We start from the raw sequence: 19,170 nt of genomic DNA, 5'->3' as shown, positions 1-19,170 counted from the left end.
GAGGGATGAAAATTGGCTATTACAGTAAATGATATCAAAAGTGCTATTATAAGTGGAAAAACAGCTCTTGGCATTGAACTTGGATCAACCAGAATTAAATCGGTTCTGGTCGGGGAAGATAATACACCTATTGCCTCCGGCAGCCATGAGTGGGAAAACAGCTATGTTAACAATATCTGGACCTACAGCTTAGAAGATATTTGGAAAGGGATACAAGATAGTTATCAGAAGATGGCAAAAGACGTAAAACAGCAATATGGCATAACGCTTGAAACCATTGGCGCCATTGGTTTTAGTGCTATGATGCATGGGTATATGGTTTTTGACAAAGAAGATGCGCTTTTAGTACCATTCCGTACATGGCGTAACACTATTACTGAGAAAGCTTCAGAAGAATTGACGAAGCTTTTCAACCACAACATTCCTCAAAGATGGAGCATTGCGCATCTTTATCAGGCTATTTTAAATGGTGAAGAGCATGTAGCGGATATCAGTTTTCAAACAACCTTAGAAGGCTATGTACATTGGAAACTAACGGGAGAAAAGGTTATAGGTGTTGGTGAAGGTTCAGGAATGTTTCCTGTTGATATTGCTACAAAAAATTATAATACGAACATGATTGAGCAGTTTAATGAGTTAATTGCATCTTACAACTTCTCATGGAAAATTGAAGATCTCCTGCCAAAGATTTTAGTAGCTGGTGAAAATGCTGGTTTTCTTACAGAAGAAGGTGCAAAGCTTTTAGATGTTACTGGGAGCTTAAAACCAGGTATTCCGCTTTGTCCGCCGGAAGGTGATGCGGGAACAGGGATGGTTGCAACGAATAGTATAGCTCAGCGTACGGGTAATGTTTCAGCTGGAACTTCTGTTTTTGCAATGATTGTACTTGAAAAGGACCTATCAAAACCCTATGAGGAAATAGATTTAGTGACAACGCCTACTGGTAACTTAGTAGCCATGGTTCACTGTAACAACTGCACATCAGATCTTAATGCATGGGTTAACCTATTCAAAGAATTTTCTGAAGCAATGGGTGCGGAAGTTAACATGGATAAGTTGTTTGCAACTTTGTATAATAAGGCACTTGAAGGCGATGCAGATTGTGGGGGGTTATTGGCTTACAATTATTTCTCAGGGGAACATATCACTCATTTTGAAGAAGGACGTCCGTTATTTGTCCGTTCATCAGAAAGTAAATTTAACTTAGCCAACTTCATGCGTGTGCATTTATTTACAGCATTAGGTGCATTAAAAACTGGCTTGGATATTCTTCTTAAAGAGGAAGGCGTTAAGGTTGATGAAATCTTAGGTCATGGCGGCTTATTTAGAACTAAAGGCGTAGGACAAAAGATTATGGCTGCAGCTATAGATGCACCGGTTTCTGTTATGGAAACGGCTGATGAAGGTGGCGCATGGGGGATTGCACTGCTTGCATCTTACATGCTTAACAAATCTGAAAATGAGACATTAGAGGATTATTTAACACAACAAGTATTTGCAGGAAAAGTGGGTACAAAGGTTGAGCCTGATGCTAAGGATGTAGAAGGCTTTGAAGCATTCATGAAGCGTTACACAGAGGGACTTGCAATCGAAAGAGCTGCTGTAGACCATCTTAAATAGTTAATAAAAATAAGGTAATAGATACTTTTAGATAGGGCTAAGAGTGCCTATTTTATCATATTATAGATTTCACATTTTAAAGTTTAACTTATTTACGATGTTATTTAATGTGAAATCATTGTGAGAAACAACATTATAGTAATGAATAAATTAAGGAGATAATGCAATGTTAGAAAGTTTAAAAAAAGAGGTATATGAAGCTAATTTAGAACTTCCTAAACGTGGCTTGGTTGTCTATACATGGGGTAACGTAAGTGGTATAGACAGAGAAAGCGGCCTTGTAGTGATTAAACCTAGTGGTGTAGAATATGACGAACTAAAAGTAGAAGATATGGTGGTCGTAGATTTAGAGGGGAACATTGTAGAAGGACAATATAAGCCTTCGTCAGATACTCCTACTCATTTGTACCTTTACAAAGCATTTAGTGAGATTGGAGGCATTGTCCATACACATTCCCAAATGGCAACGAGTTTTGCACAGGCTGGAAGATCTGTAAATGCTTTAGGAACAACTCATGCAGACTATTTTTATGGCGCTGTCCCTTGTACAAGAAGTATGACATCAGAAGAAATACAAGGGGAATATGAAGCAGAAACGGGCAAAGTTATTGTTGAAGCTTTTAAAGATATGAATCCTATGGATATACCTGCTGTTTTAGTTAAAGAACATGGTCCTTTTACATGGGGAAAAGATGCAAAGGATGCAGTTTATCATTCTGTAGTATTAGAGGAAGTCAGCAAAATGGCGTTTAATACAGCACTGCTTAATAATGTGCAAGTGAGTATGCAGCAGGAGCTGTTAGATAAGCATTATTTAAGAAAACATGGTAAAAATGCTTATTATGGGCAAAAATAATTGATGAGTATTATATAGAGGGTATCTTGCATTGATTTGCAGGATACCCTCTAATTTTTATAATAATTTATATTATTAAATAATACTTGAAATTTTCAATTATATACTATAGAATAAAAAATAATAGATGAAATCGTTGATAAGAAGAAGTAGGATTAAGGATGCTTTAAAGAGAGTTCCCGGCTGGTGAGAGGGGCAAAGAATAATTAATCTGAATACATCTTTGAGTGCAGCTTTGAAAAGATACCTTAGTAGAAGCTGACGGTTCCTGCACCCGTTATCGTGCTAGAGTATAACCAGGTAGTATTGGCGTACTCGAAGAGGTTGTTGCTGCGAAGCAACGATAAATGAAGGTGGTAACACGGGAGCTGACTCTCGTCCTTTTTATAGGACGGGAGTTTTTTACGTGCATTTACGTAGGCATCTATTTAGGGGAGGTACATAAAAATATTAGGAAAGGGTGGAAAAAAGTGAAAATCTTATTGCTGGTTGTTTTTATTATTTCAATGATTGGAGTAGGGCTGTATAGTAGGAGCCGTGTTAAAAATATGAATGACTTCTTTTTAGGCGGCAGAAATATGGGGGGCTGGATAAGCGCGTTTGCTTATGGGACATCTTACTTCTCAGCAGTTATTTTTATCGGTTATGCAGGAGGCATTGGCTGGAAGTATGGCGTTTCTGCAACTTGGATAGGGATTTGTAATGCTGCTTTTGGGTGTTTTTTGGCTTGGATTGTACTGGCTAAAAAAACCCGTGATATGACACATAAACTAGAAGCACATACCATGCCGGAGTTTTTTGAGAAGAGGTATCAGAGTAAGGGGATGAAGATCGTTTCAGCACTTGTGATATTTATATTTTTAGTACCCTATACGGCTTCTGTCTATAAAGGACTAGGCTATATTTTTAAGAGCTCCTTTGGAATAAGTTTTGAAGCAGCAATATTTTTTATGGCACTTTTAACAACGATTTACTTGCTCTTAGGTGGTTATGTAGCGACAGCTATTAATGACTGTATACAGGGCGTTATCATGCTTGTAGGCTGTATGCTTATGGTGATTTATGTTATTTCTAATCCAGTTGTAGGGGGACTGGAGCAGGGCATTAGGCAGCTTGTAGAACTTGATCCTGGTCTTGGTATGGTTTTTACAGACGGGGCAAGAAGGCTTTCGCTTCTGGGACTCATTTTTATGACGAGCTTTGGTGTGTGGGGCTTACCTCAGATGATCCATAAATTTTATGCGATTAAAGATGATGCAGCAATTAAAAAAGGGACAGTTATCTCTACAGTATTTGCACTTGTTATAGGGGGATCCGCTTATTTTACTGGATCTATGGGAAGATTGTTTTTTATTGAAAATGAGGCAGCCGTAATGCCAGCTGGGAATCCAGACATGATTATTCCGTTAATGCTCGAAAAAACACTGCCGGAAGCACTGCTTGGGGTTATTATTGTACTGATGTTATCAGCTTCAATGTCAACACTTTCTTCACTGGTACTTGTATCAAGCTCGACGATATCGATAGATTTTATTAAAGGGTTTATTGCACCACAGATATCTGAGAAAAAAACGATGTTCATTATGAAAATATTCTGTGGTATCTTTGTAGGATTATCTTTTATAATCGCGGTGTTTCAGCCTTCAACTATCGTGTATTTGATGTCACTGTCTTGGGGTGTTGTCTCGGGAATGTTCCTCGGACCTTATCTATTTGGCTTATGGTGGAAGAAAACAACTCAAAAAGGGGCGTGGTGTGGCTTTATAGCGGGGGGCTTAGTAATAGGAGGCTACTTAGTGCTCGAAAAAATAGGCCTGCTTAAGATTGATATGCCCGTTGTATCAAGTCTTGCAATGATTGCTTCTATCATCGTAGTACCTGTTGTAAGCTTATTTGGTACACAGATGAATACTGTGCATCTAGAGGAAATATTTGGAGAACAAGAAGAAAATATAGCGTAGCATAGGCCGTTCACACAATACAAAATAGTAAAGATCCAGTAATTAATCATTTACTGGATCTTTACTATTTTTTTAGTATGCAGCCTTTTGTAGACGATTGTACGAAGTATTTGATAAAGGATACTAAAGATAGGAATGCCAAGCAGCATACCCAAAAGTCCAAAAGTACTTCCGCCGATAACCATTGCAAGGAGTACCCAGAGTCCTGAAAGACCGATGGAATTGCCTACTACCCTTGGGTAAATAATATTCCCTTCAAATTGCTGCAGGATCACGATAAAGACAATAAACCATAAAGCTTTAAGCGGATCGATAATAAAAATAATAAAAGCAGCTGGAACTGTTCCGATAAAAGCTCCAAATATAGGGATAAGACTCGTTACGGCAATAATCACACTGATTAAAAGCGGATAAGGAAGCGCAAGTAAGCTCATACCAATAAAACAAAGTGCACCTATAATAAGAGCCTCGGTAAATTGACCTGCAATAAAACGATAAAAAGCAAGATCTGTTATTTCTCCGAGATGCAGTATTTGCGCAGCAGTGCTTTTGTTAAAGAAAGCAAAGATAACCTTTTTGGTTTGCAGTATCAATTTTTCTTTACTTGCAAGCATATAGACAGCTAGTACTAAAGAAAGGCCAAAATTAACCACACTTGTTGTAAAGCCTAAAGTCATAGTGAGTAGCCCAGCAAGGGAAGTCCCAAGAAACTTACTGCCAACCTGTATAAAATCTTTCCAGGCCATAAGTATTTCATTGCCTAAGGCATTTAAAAGTTCAGAGGAATTAATATACTGATTGACCAGTGTTTCTAAAGATTGTACATAGCCAGGTACTGCATTTACGAGAGTTGCAGTGCTTTCAATAAGTTGTGGGATAATAAATAAAGTAAGTCCTATTAAAAAACCAAAAACTAAAATGAGCGTAGCAGCAATAGAAAGCGGCCGCTTAAGTTTTCTAAGTGCTGGTGTTTTAGACCGGTCTAAACTATAAAAGACTTTAGTCTCGAATAATTTCATAGGAATGTTTAGCACAAATGCAATGCTGACGCCCACAATAAATGGACTTAAAATACTTAGTATTTTTAAAATAAAGTCCAAAACATCCTTGAGATTGAGGAGGGTGTAGGATAGGATGACAACGTAAGTCGATAGCAGCAGATATTGTTTGAATTTAGATGTAGGCTCATTCAATGATTTACACAACCTTTATTAAATATTTTTTATAATAAGACAACTTGTTAAGTGCTATTATACACAGATTATTCTATAAAGACAATAAGTCTCAAGAATATGTTTTAAATAGAGATTATATTGACATTTACAGAGGGTATTTATATAATGAATCTATTCATTTATTATATTAGGAGCGTGATTATATTTTGGACCCGGGAGATTTATGGCAGGGGATTTTATTAGCAGTATGTTTGATTTTATCAGCATTTTTTTCAGCATCAGAAACAGCTCTTATGTCTTTGAGTAAAATAAGAATAAGAAACATGGTTGATGAAAATGTTAAAGATGCTTACAAGGTACAAAAGCTAATAGAAAACCCCAGCAAATTATTAGGTGCTATTCTTATAGGCAACAATATTGTAAATATTGGTGCATCTGCTTTGGCGACTTCACTTGCTATTGAATATTTAGGAGGTACGGGTGTAGGGATAGCCACAGGGATAATGACGATCCTTGTTTTGATCTTTGGAGAAATTACGCCCAAGTCTTTAGCCGCTCAAAGTTCCGAGAAAGTATCTTTAAAAGTTGTAAGGCTATTAACTATTATTGTTACTGTATTAAACCCTATTACTACAGTTTTAATACATATAACAAATACAATTATTAAATTTCTTGGCGGCAGCATTAATATACAGCAGCCCTTCACTACAGTAGAAGAATTAAAGACTATGATTAATGTAAGTCACGAGGAGGGGGTCCTTGAGGCTGAAGAAAAGAAAATGATTCATAATGTATTTGAGTTTAATGATACAAAAGTTGCCGATGTTATGGTGCCAAGAGTTAATATGGTCGCAGTTGAAGTAGCCGCAACTTATGACGAAATTATTAATGTTTTCAAAGATCAGCGGTTTTCGCGGCTTCCAGTGTATGAGGGCACAATTGATAATATAGTTGGCGTTTTATATCTTAAAGATTTGATTTTCAGTGATATACAAAAAGCAGATTTTGATATCATTAAGAATATGAGAGAGCCTTACTTTACTTTCGAATTCAAAATGGTTGCGCAATTATTCAACGAGATGAAAGATCAAATAATTCCTATGGCCATTGTTATGGATGAGTATGGTGGTACTGCTGGTATTATTACTATGGAAGATTTGGTAGAAGAGATCGTCGGAGATATTCAAGATGAGTACGATGAAGCGAATGATGAGATTGAAGTAGTTAAAGAAGATGAATATATTGTCAGAGGTATTGTGAAAATTGATACAGTTAATGAGATGCTAGGAACAAGGTTTGAGTCTGAAGATTTTGATTCTATTGGAGGATTTGTAACAGGAATTTTTGGAAGACTGCCAAAAGCAGGTGAACAGATAGCCTATAATAACACACAATTTATTGTAGAAAGTACAAATAGAAATAGAATTGAAAAATTAAGGATACTTACTTAAATAACAAGGGCAGAATCTCTTATTGACGGTATCTTAAAAACATGGTATATATGAATTAAGGAAATATTTAAACTCCGAAGGGGAGTAGCTTACACTTAGGTGGTAACTAGTCGTCATCACAGTGTCCATGCATGTATTCCTACATGGTTATGCACTCGGCTAGTTGACAAGTTTTTTTTGGTAGCAAGACCTTCAGATATAGATAGGGATACTCTATCTATATCTGAAGGTCTTTTGTATGTTTTAATACAGTAATGCAGTAAAATGATGCAATGTATTTAAAGCATAAGGGATCAAAGTATATAAAAAGGGAGGTGTATATAAAGAGGCTGGGACTACTAATAATAGGTCTATAAATAGGTTAGTTTAATCTAAAAGAGGGTTAATTGGTGTATAGGATATCAAGAACCTCATCTTAAAGAAAGAAACATAAAGGAGAATTAAGCATGGATTATATAATACTTATTGCGGGTTTTTTACTTTTAGTTAAAGGTGCAGATTTTTTTGTTGAGGGATCATCCAGCATTGCAAGGAAAGTTAGGATACCTACTCTTATTATAGGACTTACATTAGTTGCCTTTGGAACAAGTGCACCAGAAGCAGCAGTTAGTATTACCTCAGCGCTGCAAGGGCAAAATGATATGGCCATAGGCAATATAGTTGGTTCTAATATTTTCAATCTACTCTTAGTAGTTGGGATAGCAGCTTTTATATCACCATTAAAAGTCAAAAGGTCTATTATTTTCAAAGAGTTTCCTTTTGCACTGTTGTCTGCATTTGTACTTCTAATACTGGCTTATGATACACAATTTCAAGATAGTTCCAAAAATATCTTAACACAAGCTGATGGGATGATGCTTTTAGTCTTATTTGGTATCTTTATGTACTATCTCATAGAACTTGCCCTTACTTCTCGTGCTACAACAAAAGGTCAGCAAATTGAAACTGAAGCAGAAGCCGTAGAGGGATCGTCAATTTCTAATTTTAAAAGTATTATTTTTGCTATAGGAGGGATTGTTGGTATTATATTAGGGGGCAAGTTTGTGGTAGACGCAGCCACTGAGATAGCCCTTGGTTTAGGGATGAGTGAAAGTCTTGTAGGCCTAACTATTGTTGCGGTAGGCACTTCTCTTCCAGAACTTGTTACCTCTATTGTAGCAGCAAGGAGAGGGCAAAGTGACATTGCATTAGGTAATGTAATTGGCTCAAATATCTTTAATGTATTTTTTGTATTAGGCATATCAGCTTGGATTAGTCCAATAGCTATAAGTGATACCGTATTTTTTGATATGTTATTTTTACTGGGCATCAGCATTGTAGCTTACTTGTTTGCGATAACCAAAAAAAGCATCGATAAATTTGAAGGGATATTTTTAGCGAGTACTTATATAGCTTATTTAACCTTTATTATCATTAGAAACTAAAGAGTTATATTGTATGCCTAAATTAAACCAATAACCCTAGGGAATCGCTTAGCTAAAGGGATGTCATAGGGTTATTAGTTTTTATTGAAAAAGATTACGAAAATATTTCTAATAAGTATGAATTGCTAAAAAAAAGATTTGATGGTAAGCTACAAAAAGGAGTAAAACACTTATAATATAAAATAATAAGGAGTAGAAAATGGAAAATAAAAAAATGATCTATCATATGATGGCGCTTGTTACAATATGTATATGGGGGACAACGTTTGTCTCTACTAAAATACTGTTAAATACTTTTTCACCTTTGGAAATTATGTTTTATAGGTTTATCATTACCTATATCACTTTAATTGTGATCCATCCCAAAATGTATGCATTTTCCTTAAAAGAAGAAAGCGGTTTTGCTTTACTTGGAATCTTTGGAGGATCTATGTATTTTTTAACTGAGAATATTGCAATAAATTTAACCCTAGCTTCTCATGTGGGTTTTATATTAGCAGCTGCACCTATTTTTACAGCTTTAGTTGCACATTTTTTAACAAAGGATGAAAAAATAATTAAAACCACTTGGATAGGATGTATCGTTGCGATGGCCGGCGTGTTTTTAGTTATTTTTAATGGCAGTTTTATTTTAAAATTCAGTGGATTGGGAGAAGTATTAGCCACAGTATCTGCCTTGTCTTGGGCGGTTTATACAGTGTTACTTAAGAAACTTGACCCCAAATATCCTCCTATTTATACTATAAGAAAGGTGTTTTTCTATGCAATTATTACAATCGTTCCTATATTAATTGGATCAAAGTATAAGTTTGAAATAACAAAATTTATGGACTTAGGGATTGTTTTTCATTTGTTATTTTTGGGGCTTGCAGCTTCGGCACTAGGTTTTATATTATGGCATATTGCCGTTAAAAATTTAGGGGCCGTTAAAACTAATAATTATATTTATTTAAATCCAGTGATTACTCTAATTGGTTCAGCATGGGTACTTAAAGAAAAAATCACTATTTATGCAGGTATAGGCTCGGCACTTATTTTACTCGGCGTATATCTCACACAAAAGAAGCCTAATCAGTCTTTGGCACTAAGTGGTATTGAAGAAAAACTATAAAAAGGTACTAGTTAGCCTGTATAGTGGCTAAGTTGCTTGGAGAAGTCTTCCGCGGTGTAGACTCTAAAAATATCTGGCAGCTGTGAGGCAGTGGGAAAACTATGGTAAATAATAGCTAAATAGAGCTTAATGAAGGCAATATTACAAGCAGTTATTTTATCATATTCATGATGTTTTTTAAGACGAGATACAACTTGCATGTACCCTTTTTTAGCGCGAGGCAGTGTTAAATGAGACTTTGACAAACTTAAATAATGCGCACCTTCAGAATAGTGTAGATACATATAGTTAAGTATTTGTGATTTAGTTCGATAATGATAAGGCATATAATATGTAAAGATTTGTTTCTCTAATAATGCCATAGAATCTTTAGATGTCTTAAGTATAAATAAAAACGACTTGATGGCTTTAGTAAGCTCATTTGAAATGGGTAAAGGATGCTCTAGCTTGGAAAGTTCATAAAGATAGCATTGTTCGAGTAAGGAAAAGAAACTATGGGTAAGAAAATTAGAAAACAAATCACAGCTATTATTTTTGATACGCAGTAAGTGCATTAAAAATCCCCCTTTAATAATGTGAACTTTTTGTTAAACGTGCTTTTTGCATCTGTACATTTTAAAAAAATGGTATATACTATTAGAAGTATGAACAGTATGAGTCTTATAAAGACTTCTAAGGACATCACAGATAGTGCTTAAAAACCAGGAGGATATAACATGCTTAAAAAAATAGGTGCAGCCTTATGTATTATAGGATTGCTGGCAATGCTGGCTATTCCTTATTATAAGAAAAATAATCAAGTAGATAATGAAAAGATGCAAGAAGAAATCATAGAGAATGTACAGATCAATCTCTTTACATTTGATCCAAATAGTATATCAAGAATAGAAATTAAGGATGAAAAAGCACTCATTCTTCACAAACAGGATGAGAGGTGGAGCGATATAGAACATGAAAAATTAAATTACGATAACCAGGTCATTGAAAACTTCATTCGCACTGTTAATGCTTTAGAAACTACGGAGGTTATTTACAATTCCATAGATCCCAACAAATATGGCATAGATGATACTTCACGTATTATTACATTATATGATGAAGCCAATAATAATTATACCTTGAGGGTAGGAAGCCAGACACTTGATAAGATGGGACGCTATTTAGGTACGCACTTAGATGAAAAATTATATGTGGTAAAAAGTGAGGCAGCAGCATCGCTTCTTCAGACAAGAGATGCTTTGATAGAAAAAAAGATTTATATGCCATGGCAAGTAGATCCACAGGATATTAAGATCCTCAAAAAAAATGAACCGGCTATCCATATTCAAAAAAATCCTAAGGTGGGTTATGTAGACCATGAAAAATGGTTGCTGGAAGGATTTTTTAAGCAATCTCATGAGTTAGATACTGAAACAACAGAAGGGATAATAGGTCAGATTTTAGCTTTTGAAAAAGATCAGTTTGTAGGGAGTAAAGAAAATTTGGAAGCATATGGTTTAGATGATCCACAGCTTACGATTACAATAAACAATGAATGGACGATGGCTTTTGGAGCAAAAGAAAATGAATGGGTCTATTTTATGACGGCTGATGATCCATACGTTTATAAAATGTTAGAAGAAAAGCTCAGTGTAGTAAATCATATTAAACCTATTGCCCTCATTCGTAAACAAGTATACATACCAGACTTGTCACAACTTAGTCAAATTACAATAACAAATCCTGGGAGAACCTTGGTTTTAGATCTTAAAAAAGAAACAACGGAGAATGAAGCAATGCATTTAACAGGGGTTATAGAGGGTATTGCATTAGATAATGATAAAACTGGGGAGCTTATTGAACTCATACAAAATGGGGTATCTATTGAAGCGGTTCTTCAAAACCCTGACATAGAAAAAAGGCAGGAAAGAAAAGCAGAGATTACTATTCGTTATCTTTTTGAGACAGAGGAAGCGAAGCTTATAGAACTTATTCCATATGATAATCAGTTTTATATTTTAAGATTAGACGGGATGATAGAATTTGCAGTGGGTAAACAGCCTGTCATGAATATGCTAAACATACTTTATGAGACACTTAAGACAAGTCAACAATAGCTAATATATTAAAAGAGATACTTACGTATCTCTTTTAATATATTAGGAGATAAAAAAAATGAACAGAGCTTATAGTAGAATACAGACATTTGACATACACTACAGAGTATAGGATAGGACATAAAATATTTTATAGAAAGAAATAATAGAATAAGGTGATGAAAATGAGAAAAATTTTAGCAGAATATAGTGGTATGTTGTTAGGTGCATTATTTATAACTGTAGGCTTATACTTTTTTTGGCTACCTTCACAGCTTGCAGCAGGAGGCATAAGTGGCTTATCTATTGTGATTAAAGCTATTTTACCTTTTGTGCCTATAGGGGTTATTATTTTAGTATTGGATATTTTTATGTTTGCAATAGGATTTGTTGCACTGGGAAAGAGCTTTGGTTTAAAAAGTATTATATGCAGTTTAGAGATAGCTTTTTTAATGGTTATTTTAGAGTTTCTATTTCCAGATTTTAAGCCTTTAAGTAAAGATGTTTTGGTTGTTCTTTTATTTGGTGCTTTATTTATAGCGATCGGGCAGGCGATTGTATTTAATTTAGAGGCATCCTCAGGGGGGACAGACATTATTGCGAAGATTATTGCGAGATACAGCGGGCTTAATATAGGGACGGCTCTTGTTATTGCAGATATGACCATAGTCCTTCTTGCTATTGGTATTTTTGGGTTTGAAAAAGGCCTTTATGCTGTACTTGGTGTTATTGTAACAAGTACACTTATAGACTATATTATTTCAGGGATTAATGTACAAAAATTTGTTACGATTATTCCCTCTTCATGTGAAACGACAGCACATATTAATACTTATATTCTTCACACATTAGATAGAGGAGCAACTATCTATCATGCGGAGGGAGCCTATAGCAAAGAGAAAAAGACTGTGATTACAACTGTGATGGACCGCAGAGAATTTATAGAGTTAAAAAGGCATATTGCTGGGATTGATGCGTTAGCTTTTGTAACGGTACAGAATTTACATGAGGTTGTAGGGGAAGGATTTAAAAGATAGTATTGACACTTGTTTAAAAAGGATTTATCATAAAACATACAGGTATAGTAGGGATTGGAGGGAGGCGCATAATGAAATTTTCCACAAAAGCAAGATATGGACTTAGAGCCTTGGTAGATTTAGCCGTCCACTCTGGGGGAGAACAGCTGGCACTTATCCACATTGCAAAAAGACAAGAACTATCTGTTAATTATTTGGAGCAAGTTTTTTCTTTACTGAAAAAATCGAATATTGTAAAAAGTGTTAAGGGTTCCCAGGGTGGATATATGCTTGCTAGAAAACCAAGTGAAATAACTGTAGGTGATGTTATAAGAGCAATAGAAGGAGAGATTGTCATCGTAGAAAAAGAAGAGCAGACTGACGATAAGTCACTGGTATTACAAAATATGCACCAATGTTTATGGCAGAATGTGTGGCAAAAGATGACAGAAAGTATTTGTGATATTATTGATCATATGACAATAGAAGATCTCATGAAAGATTATCAAATGCTTAGTATTGATGAAAGTTTAATGTACTATATTTGAAATACTGGTTATTTGAGATTTTCAAACACTATAATGACGGGCCTACGCCCGTCGTTTTTTTGATTGTGAATGCTATGGATACAGTCAAATCCGTAGAAAAACTTTATAAATTTTATAAATAAGGATATGATAAGTAGAGGCAATTAAAGTAAATAGTGGGAAAGGAATAAAAGAATGATAACATTTAATAACATGTGGGATACGTATTTGCAGGATGAATTTAACAAACTCTATTATCAAAATTTAAGAGCTTTTTTAAAAGAGGAGTATGCAAAAAATACTATTTATCCGGAGATGCATGATATCTTTAATGCACTAAAAACTACAAGCTATGAAGAAACCAAAATTGTTATTTTAGGACAAGACCCATATCATGGGCCAGGACAAGCTCATGGTATGGCTTTTTCTGTAAAGCCAGGGGTGGCTGTACCGCCTTCACTTAGAAACATCTATAAAGAATTAAAGGATACTTTAGAATGTGATATACCGAATAATGGTTATCTTATAAAATGGGCTAAGCAGGGCGTACTGCTGCTTAACACTGTACTTACCGTAAGGGCAGGCGCGCCGCAATCCCATAAAGGTAAAGGGTGGGAGACTTTTACAGACTCAGTTATTAAGACGCTGAATAACAGAGAAGAAGCTGTTATTTTTATGTTATGGGGAGCACCTGCTAAGAAAAAAAGTGAGCTTATTACCAATAAAGCCCATACCATTTTAACAGCAGCGCATCCAAGCCCCTTATCTGCGCATAATGGTTTTTTTGGCTGCAATCATTTTAAAATAGCCAATGAATTGTTAGAGAAACATAGGGTGAAGCCTATCGATTGGCAGATAGAGAATCTTTAGAGCTATCCCATAAGTTAATAAGTGAACGTGGATTGTCTCATTAAATTAAGTCATAAATGTACAGGCCTGATGACTATACTATTATGAAACGTATTTTAGGAGGCCACTATTATATGGTGAGACAAGAGCAAGCTGTCACCTATACGCTGTCCATAAGAAATGCTATGCGCGAAGAATTGCAGGCTATCAACCAATATGAACGTCATATACAAGAATCGGATATTCACGAATTAAATGAAATATGGCAGTATATTGTAGAAAATGAAAAAGGGCATTATGGGATGCTTCTGGAGTTACTTAGAAGGCTTGATCCCGAGCAAGCAGTTCAGTATGAAAATGTAAGTAATCTAAATTTTATAATGCCATCTAAGATCCAACTGGTGCCGGCTGTTGTAAAAAGGGGAAATCTCGAGATTTTAAACCATGTAAGGAATGATATTAGACTGGAACTTGAAGCTGTCAATTATTATGAGATGATACTTATGCAATCCCCTATATCTCTTGTATTTCAGATTATTAATACCATTAATCAAGATGAGAAAGAGCATATCGAGCTGCTTACAAAGGTACTGAGAGAACTTGATGCAGATCGGTATGGGCCACTTAGATAAACTTTATTTTATAATTAAAGGGGGAAATGGAATGGATGTTAGAGAAAGCTTGGGCTTTACACCTTTATTGATTTTAGATGGAGGTCATGGGATTACTACACCGGAAAGAAGAACACCACCGCTGCCTGATGGCAGAGTTATTCAAGAGTATGAATTTAATAAAGCTGTTGTTGCGCTAGCTGACTTGTATGCAAGACAATTAGGGTTTGCAACTTATATTACTTCCCCGGATGAAACAGATACACCACTTGCTGAGCGCGTAGAACGTGCAAATCGCGCTTATCAAGACCATAGGGCGGAGCTTCAAAGACAAGGTATTGACACGACAAACTTAGACATTGCTACATTTGTAAGTGTACACTATAATATATTAGGGACAGAATATCAAACAAGAGCTCAAGGCGTTGAAACATTCTACTATCCAACAAGTACAAGGGGACAAAGACTTGCAAGAAATTTGCAAGCTGCACTGCTCAGAGGGACGCCGCAAGTAGATAGAGGGGCAAAACCTGCGAATTTTTATGTTTTAAGAAGAACACAAATGCCAGCTGCACTTATTGAACCTGGTTTTATGGACTATGCGCCAGAAGCCATACTTATGGGAGATCCAGCCTTTAGAGACGAAGTGGCAAGAGAAGTTGTTGAAGGCGTACTCCAATATTATGGGATTACCTATCGTATTGAATAAGTTGAGAAATATTGCTATAATAAAAGGTATGAAAACAGAATCAGTAACTATTCGTCAAATACAAGGTTATAAAACAGTACCCGATAGGATAGCTGAAGCATTAAGAGATGGGATTTTAAGGGGAACACTTCAAGGAGGATTACCGTTAAAGCAAGATGAAATTGCAAAAAAGTTTGATGTAAGCCTTATCCCTGTCAGAGAAGCACTTATACAGTTAGAAGCTAAAGGGTTAATTACTTCAGTGCGTAATAAGGGGGCTATTGTAACACCCTTAAGCCTGGAAGAAATGAGAATGATTTTTGAACTTAGAAAAATATTAGAAACAGGTATTGCAGATATTATTGCAGTATCTATAGGCACTGCCCAAATAGAGGCACTTTATAAGCTTATTCTAGAGATGGAAGAGGAAGAAGACGTCTATACCTTTAATAGTTTGAATACGCTTTTTCATCAAATGTTGTGTGATGGTACGCAAAATACGCATCTTATTGAAACTTATCGTAACTTGTTTATAAGAGTTGAACGGTATTGTATGTACATTATGAAAGAAACTTCCATAAAGGAAAAGATAAAAGCCGATCATAGAGAGATTGTCTATTATATCGAGAAAAAGGATAAAGAGGCACTGGTTAATAAACTCATAGAACATGCTGAACAATCTGGCATGGTATTTGCTGAACATATTTTACATAAGTACGAAGCAGAAGCATTTGATTGGAATAATCTTTAATATTTTATGAATCCTCTCATTTTGCTTGACAAAAACCTAGAAATTATTTATAATTCCAGATAGAATTTAATTATAGTTAAAGACAATGATAAGAAGAGTAGATTTATGCTGCAAGCTTATAAGAGAGCCGAGGGAGCTGAAAATCGGCAGCAAGGCATTTATTGAAGAACATCTTGGAGTTTCTAACCGAAAGGCATGCGCTGAGTAGGCTTAGACGGGGTAGACCGTTATATCTAGAACGTATCGAGTTCAATCTGTACGTTTCTAAGAGGATTTAAATAAATTTTATTTAAATCAATTAGGGTGGCACCGCGAGTTAACCTTCGTCCCTTTGTTTGGGATGAGGGTTTTTTTATTGTTTTATTTTATCTTATGTTATTTAATTAAAGGAGGAGTATGCGTGAAACTACAATTACCAGAGGGGTACACACCAAAGTTAGACTTAAGAGAGACTGAGGTAGCTATTAAGAAGCTTAAAGATTATTTTGAAAATGCACTGGCATATGAACTTTATTTAACACGAGTATCAGCACCTTTATTTGTAAAGCCAGAAACAGGATTAAATGATAACTTGAATGGGGTAGAAAGACCAGTTGGCTTTGATATATTAGATGATAACGGAGCATATGCAGAAGTTGTACATTCTCTAGCAAAGTGGAAACGGATGGCACTTGGGAGATATGGCTTTGAAGTTAATGAAGGCCTCTATACGGATATGAATGCGATAAGAAGAGATGAAGAACTTGATAACCTTCATTCACTTTATGTTGATCAATGGGATTGGGAAAAAGTCATTTCAAAAGATATGCGAACAGAAGATTTCTTAAAACAAACTGTAAAACAAATCTATAATGCCTTTTTAAAAACTGAAAAATTTATTATCTCTGAATATCCAAGTCTTGAAAAATGGTTACCAGAGGAAATTACTTTTATTACTTCCCAGGAACTTTTAGATCTTTATCCAGAGCTATCTGTTAAAGAACGGGAAAATGCAATCTGTGAAGAAAAACGTGCGGTATTTGTGATGCAGATCGGGAATGCCTTATCAAGCGGGGAGAAACATGATGGGCGTGCACCTGACTATGATGATTGGGAGTTAAACGGAGATATTTTGTTTTGGAATCCAATTTTAAAACAGGCTTTTGAACTATCGTCTATGGGGGTAAGAGTAGATGAAGTATCACTGGTTAAACAACTTGAAATTAGAGGCTGCAGTGAAAGAGCTGAGATGGATTTTCATAAGAAAATTATTAATAAAACCCTCCCTTATACAATCGGAGGAGGTATTGGCCAGTCAAGAATCTGTATGTATTTTTTACAAAAAGCACACATTGGAGAAGTGCAGGCTTCCATATGGCCAAATGAAATGATCAAAACTTGTGAAGAAAATAATATTATATTGCTTTAAGGTATAGCAAATAGAGAGAAACAACATGTAACTTAGCAAAATAAAAAGACCGTATAAAATACACTTGCAGCGTATTTTATACGGTCTTTTGCTCTCTAACGCAACGTACAATAGGACTAACTTCTAGGGAGGTGTATAAAATATGATAAAAGATGCAAAATACGTTTATGTTTTTATGTCTGAATAAGGAGTGTTGGTTATGCTAATAAGTAGTTTAACAGCCATTGCATCGGGAATTTTAATGAGTATACAAGGGGTATGGAATACAAGGGTAACAGAAAAGGCTGGAATGTGGCTCACAAATAGTATTGTACATGCTGTGGGCTTTGTATTTTGTCTTTGTGTATTATTTTTTACAAGAGATGCACATTTAGAAGGATTAAGGGTCGTCAATAAACTGTATTTATTAGGTGGCGTGCTTGGGGCAGGTATTGTTTATACAGTTGTTGTATCTATAGGCAGACTAGGACCAGCCTATGCGATTATGATTATACTTGTTGCACAGACCTTTGCTTCTTACTTAATTGAACTTTTTGGGTTATTTGATACAGAAAAAGTACCATTTATGTGGACAAAACTTGTAGGGGTTGGCATAATGGTTATAGGCATTATTGTATTTCAGTGGAAAAATTGAAAGAAAAATATTTTTAACTTTATAACATATTATAAGAAAGGATTATAGGATGATTAAACATAAAGTATGTATTATAGGCGCGGGCATGGTAGGTTCAGCAACTATGATGGCCATATTAAACTCAGGCCTTATAGCGGAGATAGTTCTTATTGATCAAAATGAGGAAAAGGCAGAGGGAGAAGCGCTCGATGCGTTTCATACGACCTCTTTTTCTTATGTACCCAATGTATATATCAGAAGGGGGAGTTATGAGGACTGTAAAGATTCACAGATGATTGTGATGTGTGCAGGACCCAGTGTAAAACCAGGGCAAAAGCTGGATAGGCGTATTCTGATAGAGACGAATACACATGTAACACGAAGCGTTATGAAGGAGATTATTCGCTATACACGAGAAGCTATTATCCTATTTGTATCAAATCCAGTAGATATTCTTACTTATGTTGCTCAAAAGGAATTTGATTATCCTCAGCATAAGATTATTGGTACAGGGACTTTGTTAGATACAGCCCGTATGAGACGTATTATCGGGGAATATTTTTTAGTAGATACTAAAAACGTACATGGCTATGTTCTGGGTGAACATGGAGAAAGTGCATTTATAACATGGAGTCTATGTAACTTAGGCGGGATCCCCATTGATGCGTGCGCTAAGAAATTTAATAAAGCCCCCATTGATAAAGCACAAATTCTTCGTGATGTTAAACAAGCCGGCATGAAGATCCTCTTAGCTAAAGGGTATACAAATTATGGCGTAGCGCAAAGTGTTGCAAGAATTATGAAGGCCATTAGTCTCAATGAGTTAAGTATACTTCCTGTAGCTACAACACTAAGTGGAGAATATGGTATTCATGATGTCGCTGTCAGTGTGCCTTGTATTATCGGGCAAGAAGGTATTCATGAGATTCTGGATATTCCCTTGACAGAAACTGAAAAAAGTCAGCTTGTTGATAGTGCAGCAAGTGTCAAAAGTATGATAAAAACCATTTATTCTTAGTGGTACTGTCCCCTGA

The 19,170-nt window shown here is 35.6% G+C and carries 18 protein-coding genes and 2 other annotated features; of the genes, 16 read left to right on the top strand and 2 right to left on the bottom strand.

Features of this window, described 5'->3' with window-relative positions; genetic code table 11:
- The first annotated feature begins 12 nt into the window (after positions 1-12).
- The 3 genes from BN3326_RS06500 to BN3326_RS06490 all read left to right on the top strand — a co-directional run bounded on the left by BN3326_RS06500 (position 13) and on the right by BN3326_RS06490 (position 4,437).
- Positions 13-1,620 (top strand): xylulokinase, encoded by a 1,608-nt coding sequence (locus tag BN3326_RS06500; RefSeq protein WP_069998283.1) that lies wholly within the window; start codon positions 13-15, stop codon positions 1,618-1,620.
- Between the two features lie 166 nt (positions 1,621-1,786).
- Positions 1,787-2,476: an L-ribulose-5-phosphate 4-epimerase gene (araD, locus tag BN3326_RS06495; RefSeq protein ID WP_069998282.1), complete on the top strand. Its 690-nt coding sequence runs from the start codon at positions 1,787-1,789 to the stop codon at positions 2,474-2,476.
- A 127-nt stretch (positions 2,477-2,603) separates the two neighbouring features.
- Positions 2,604-2,862, top strand: a binding site (T-box leader).
- Between the two features lie 84 nt (positions 2,863-2,946).
- The gene (locus BN3326_RS06490) at positions 2,947-4,437 is read left to right on the top strand and encodes a sodium:solute symporter family transporter (RefSeq protein WP_242875947.1); all 1,491 of its coding nucleotides are present in this window, start codon (positions 2,947-2,949) and stop codon (positions 4,435-4,437) included.
- A gap of 50 nt (positions 4,438-4,487) precedes the next feature.
- Here BN3326_RS06490 and BN3326_RS06485 read toward each other — a convergent pair whose 3' ends face one another.
- Positions 4,488-5,537, bottom strand: coding sequence for an AI-2E family transporter (locus tag BN3326_RS06485; RefSeq protein WP_330389650.1), 1,050 nt, complete (start codon positions 5,535-5,537; stop codon positions 4,488-4,490).
- 281 nt (positions 5,538-5,818) lie between these two features.
- On the opposite strand from BN3326_RS06485, the gene BN3326_RS06480 reads away from it, so the two are divergent.
- From BN3326_RS06480 to BN3326_RS06470, 3 genes are all read left to right on the top strand, one after another.
- Positions 5,819-7,063 carry an HlyC/CorC family transporter gene (locus tag BN3326_RS06480; RefSeq protein ID WP_069998280.1) on the top strand — a complete coding sequence of 415 codons (1,245 nt, stop codon included), beginning with the start codon at positions 5,819-5,821 and terminating at the stop codon, positions 7,061-7,063.
- A gap of 446 nt (positions 7,064-7,509) precedes the next feature.
- A complete protein-coding gene (locus BN3326_RS06475) occupies positions 7,510-8,487 on the top strand; it encodes a calcium/sodium antiporter (RefSeq protein WP_069998279.1) in 978 nt (325 codons plus the stop codon).
- A 199-nt stretch (positions 8,488-8,686) separates the two neighbouring features.
- A complete protein-coding gene (locus BN3326_RS06470) occupies positions 8,687-9,598 on the top strand; it encodes a DMT family transporter (RefSeq protein WP_069998278.1) in 912 nt (303 codons plus the stop codon).
- Positions 9,599-9,609: 11 nt separating this feature from the next.
- Here the strand turns inward: BN3326_RS06470 and BN3326_RS06465 are convergent, their stop codons facing one another.
- Positions 9,610-10,152 carry a hypothetical protein gene (locus BN3326_RS06465; RefSeq protein ID WP_069998277.1) on the bottom strand — a complete coding sequence of 181 codons (543 nt, stop codon included), beginning with the start codon at positions 10,150-10,152 and terminating at the stop codon, positions 9,610-9,612.
- Between the two features lie 162 nt (positions 10,153-10,314).
- Between BN3326_RS06465 and BN3326_RS06460 the strand changes: the two genes are divergently transcribed.
- The 10 genes from BN3326_RS06460 (at position 10,315) to BN3326_RS06415 (ending at position 19,154) form a co-directional block, all read left to right on the top strand.
- Entirely contained in the window at positions 10,315-11,694 is a 1,380-nt protein-coding gene (locus BN3326_RS06460; protein ID WP_069998276.1) for a DUF4340 domain-containing protein, read from the top strand.
- A 164-nt stretch (positions 11,695-11,858) separates the two neighbouring features.
- Positions 11,859-12,710 carry a YitT family protein gene (locus tag BN3326_RS06455; RefSeq protein ID WP_069998275.1) on the top strand — a complete coding sequence of 284 codons (852 nt, stop codon included), beginning with the start codon at positions 11,859-11,861 and terminating at the stop codon, positions 12,708-12,710.
- Between the two features lie 71 nt (positions 12,711-12,781).
- A complete protein-coding gene (locus BN3326_RS06450) occupies positions 12,782-13,237 on the top strand; it encodes an RrF2 family transcriptional regulator (RefSeq protein WP_069998274.1) in 456 nt (151 codons plus the stop codon).
- Positions 13,238-13,411: 174 nt separating this feature from the next.
- Positions 13,412-14,086: a uracil-DNA glycosylase gene (locus BN3326_RS06445; RefSeq protein WP_069998273.1), complete on the top strand. Its 675-nt coding sequence runs from the start codon at positions 13,412-13,414 to the stop codon at positions 14,084-14,086.
- Between the two features lie 113 nt (positions 14,087-14,199).
- Positions 14,200-14,697, top strand: a complete 498-nt coding sequence (locus BN3326_RS06440) for a ferritin family protein (RefSeq protein ID WP_069998272.1) — start codon at positions 14,200-14,202, stop codon at positions 14,695-14,697.
- Between the two features lie 31 nt (positions 14,698-14,728).
- A complete protein-coding gene (locus BN3326_RS06435) occupies positions 14,729-15,385 on the top strand; it encodes an N-acetylmuramoyl-L-alanine amidase family protein (protein WP_069998271.1) in 657 nt (218 codons plus the stop codon).
- 28 nt (positions 15,386-15,413) lie between these two features.
- Positions 15,414-16,115 carry a GntR family transcriptional regulator gene (locus BN3326_RS06430; RefSeq protein ID WP_207646312.1) on the top strand — a complete coding sequence of 234 codons (702 nt, stop codon included), beginning with the start codon at positions 15,414-15,416 and terminating at the stop codon, positions 16,113-16,115.
- 76 nt (positions 16,116-16,191) lie between these two features.
- Positions 16,192-16,449, top strand: a binding site (T-box leader).
- 66 nt (positions 16,450-16,515) lie between these two features.
- The gene (asnA, locus tag BN3326_RS06425; protein WP_069998269.1) at positions 16,516-17,523 is read left to right on the top strand and encodes an aspartate--ammonia ligase; all 1,008 of its coding nucleotides are present in this window, start codon (positions 16,516-16,518) and stop codon (positions 17,521-17,523) included.
- Between the two features lie 199 nt (positions 17,524-17,722).
- Positions 17,723-18,157: a DMT family transporter gene (locus BN3326_RS06420; protein ID WP_069998268.1), complete on the top strand. Its 435-nt coding sequence runs from the start codon at positions 17,723-17,725 to the stop codon at positions 18,155-18,157.
- 49 nt (positions 18,158-18,206) lie between these two features.
- Positions 18,207-19,154: an L-lactate dehydrogenase gene (locus BN3326_RS06415; protein WP_069998267.1), complete on the top strand. Its 948-nt coding sequence runs from the start codon at positions 18,207-18,209 to the stop codon at positions 19,152-19,154.
- The last annotated feature ends 16 nt before the right edge of the window (positions 19,155-19,170 follow it).

It is taken from the genome of Cellulosilyticum sp. I15G10I2, from assembly GCF_900095725.1.
Classification (GTDB): Bacteria; Bacillota; Clostridia; order Lachnospirales; family Cellulosilyticaceae; genus FMMP01.
The sequence above is the reverse complement of the archived record's forward strand: the minus strand, read 5'-3'. Positions and strand labels throughout refer to the sequence as shown.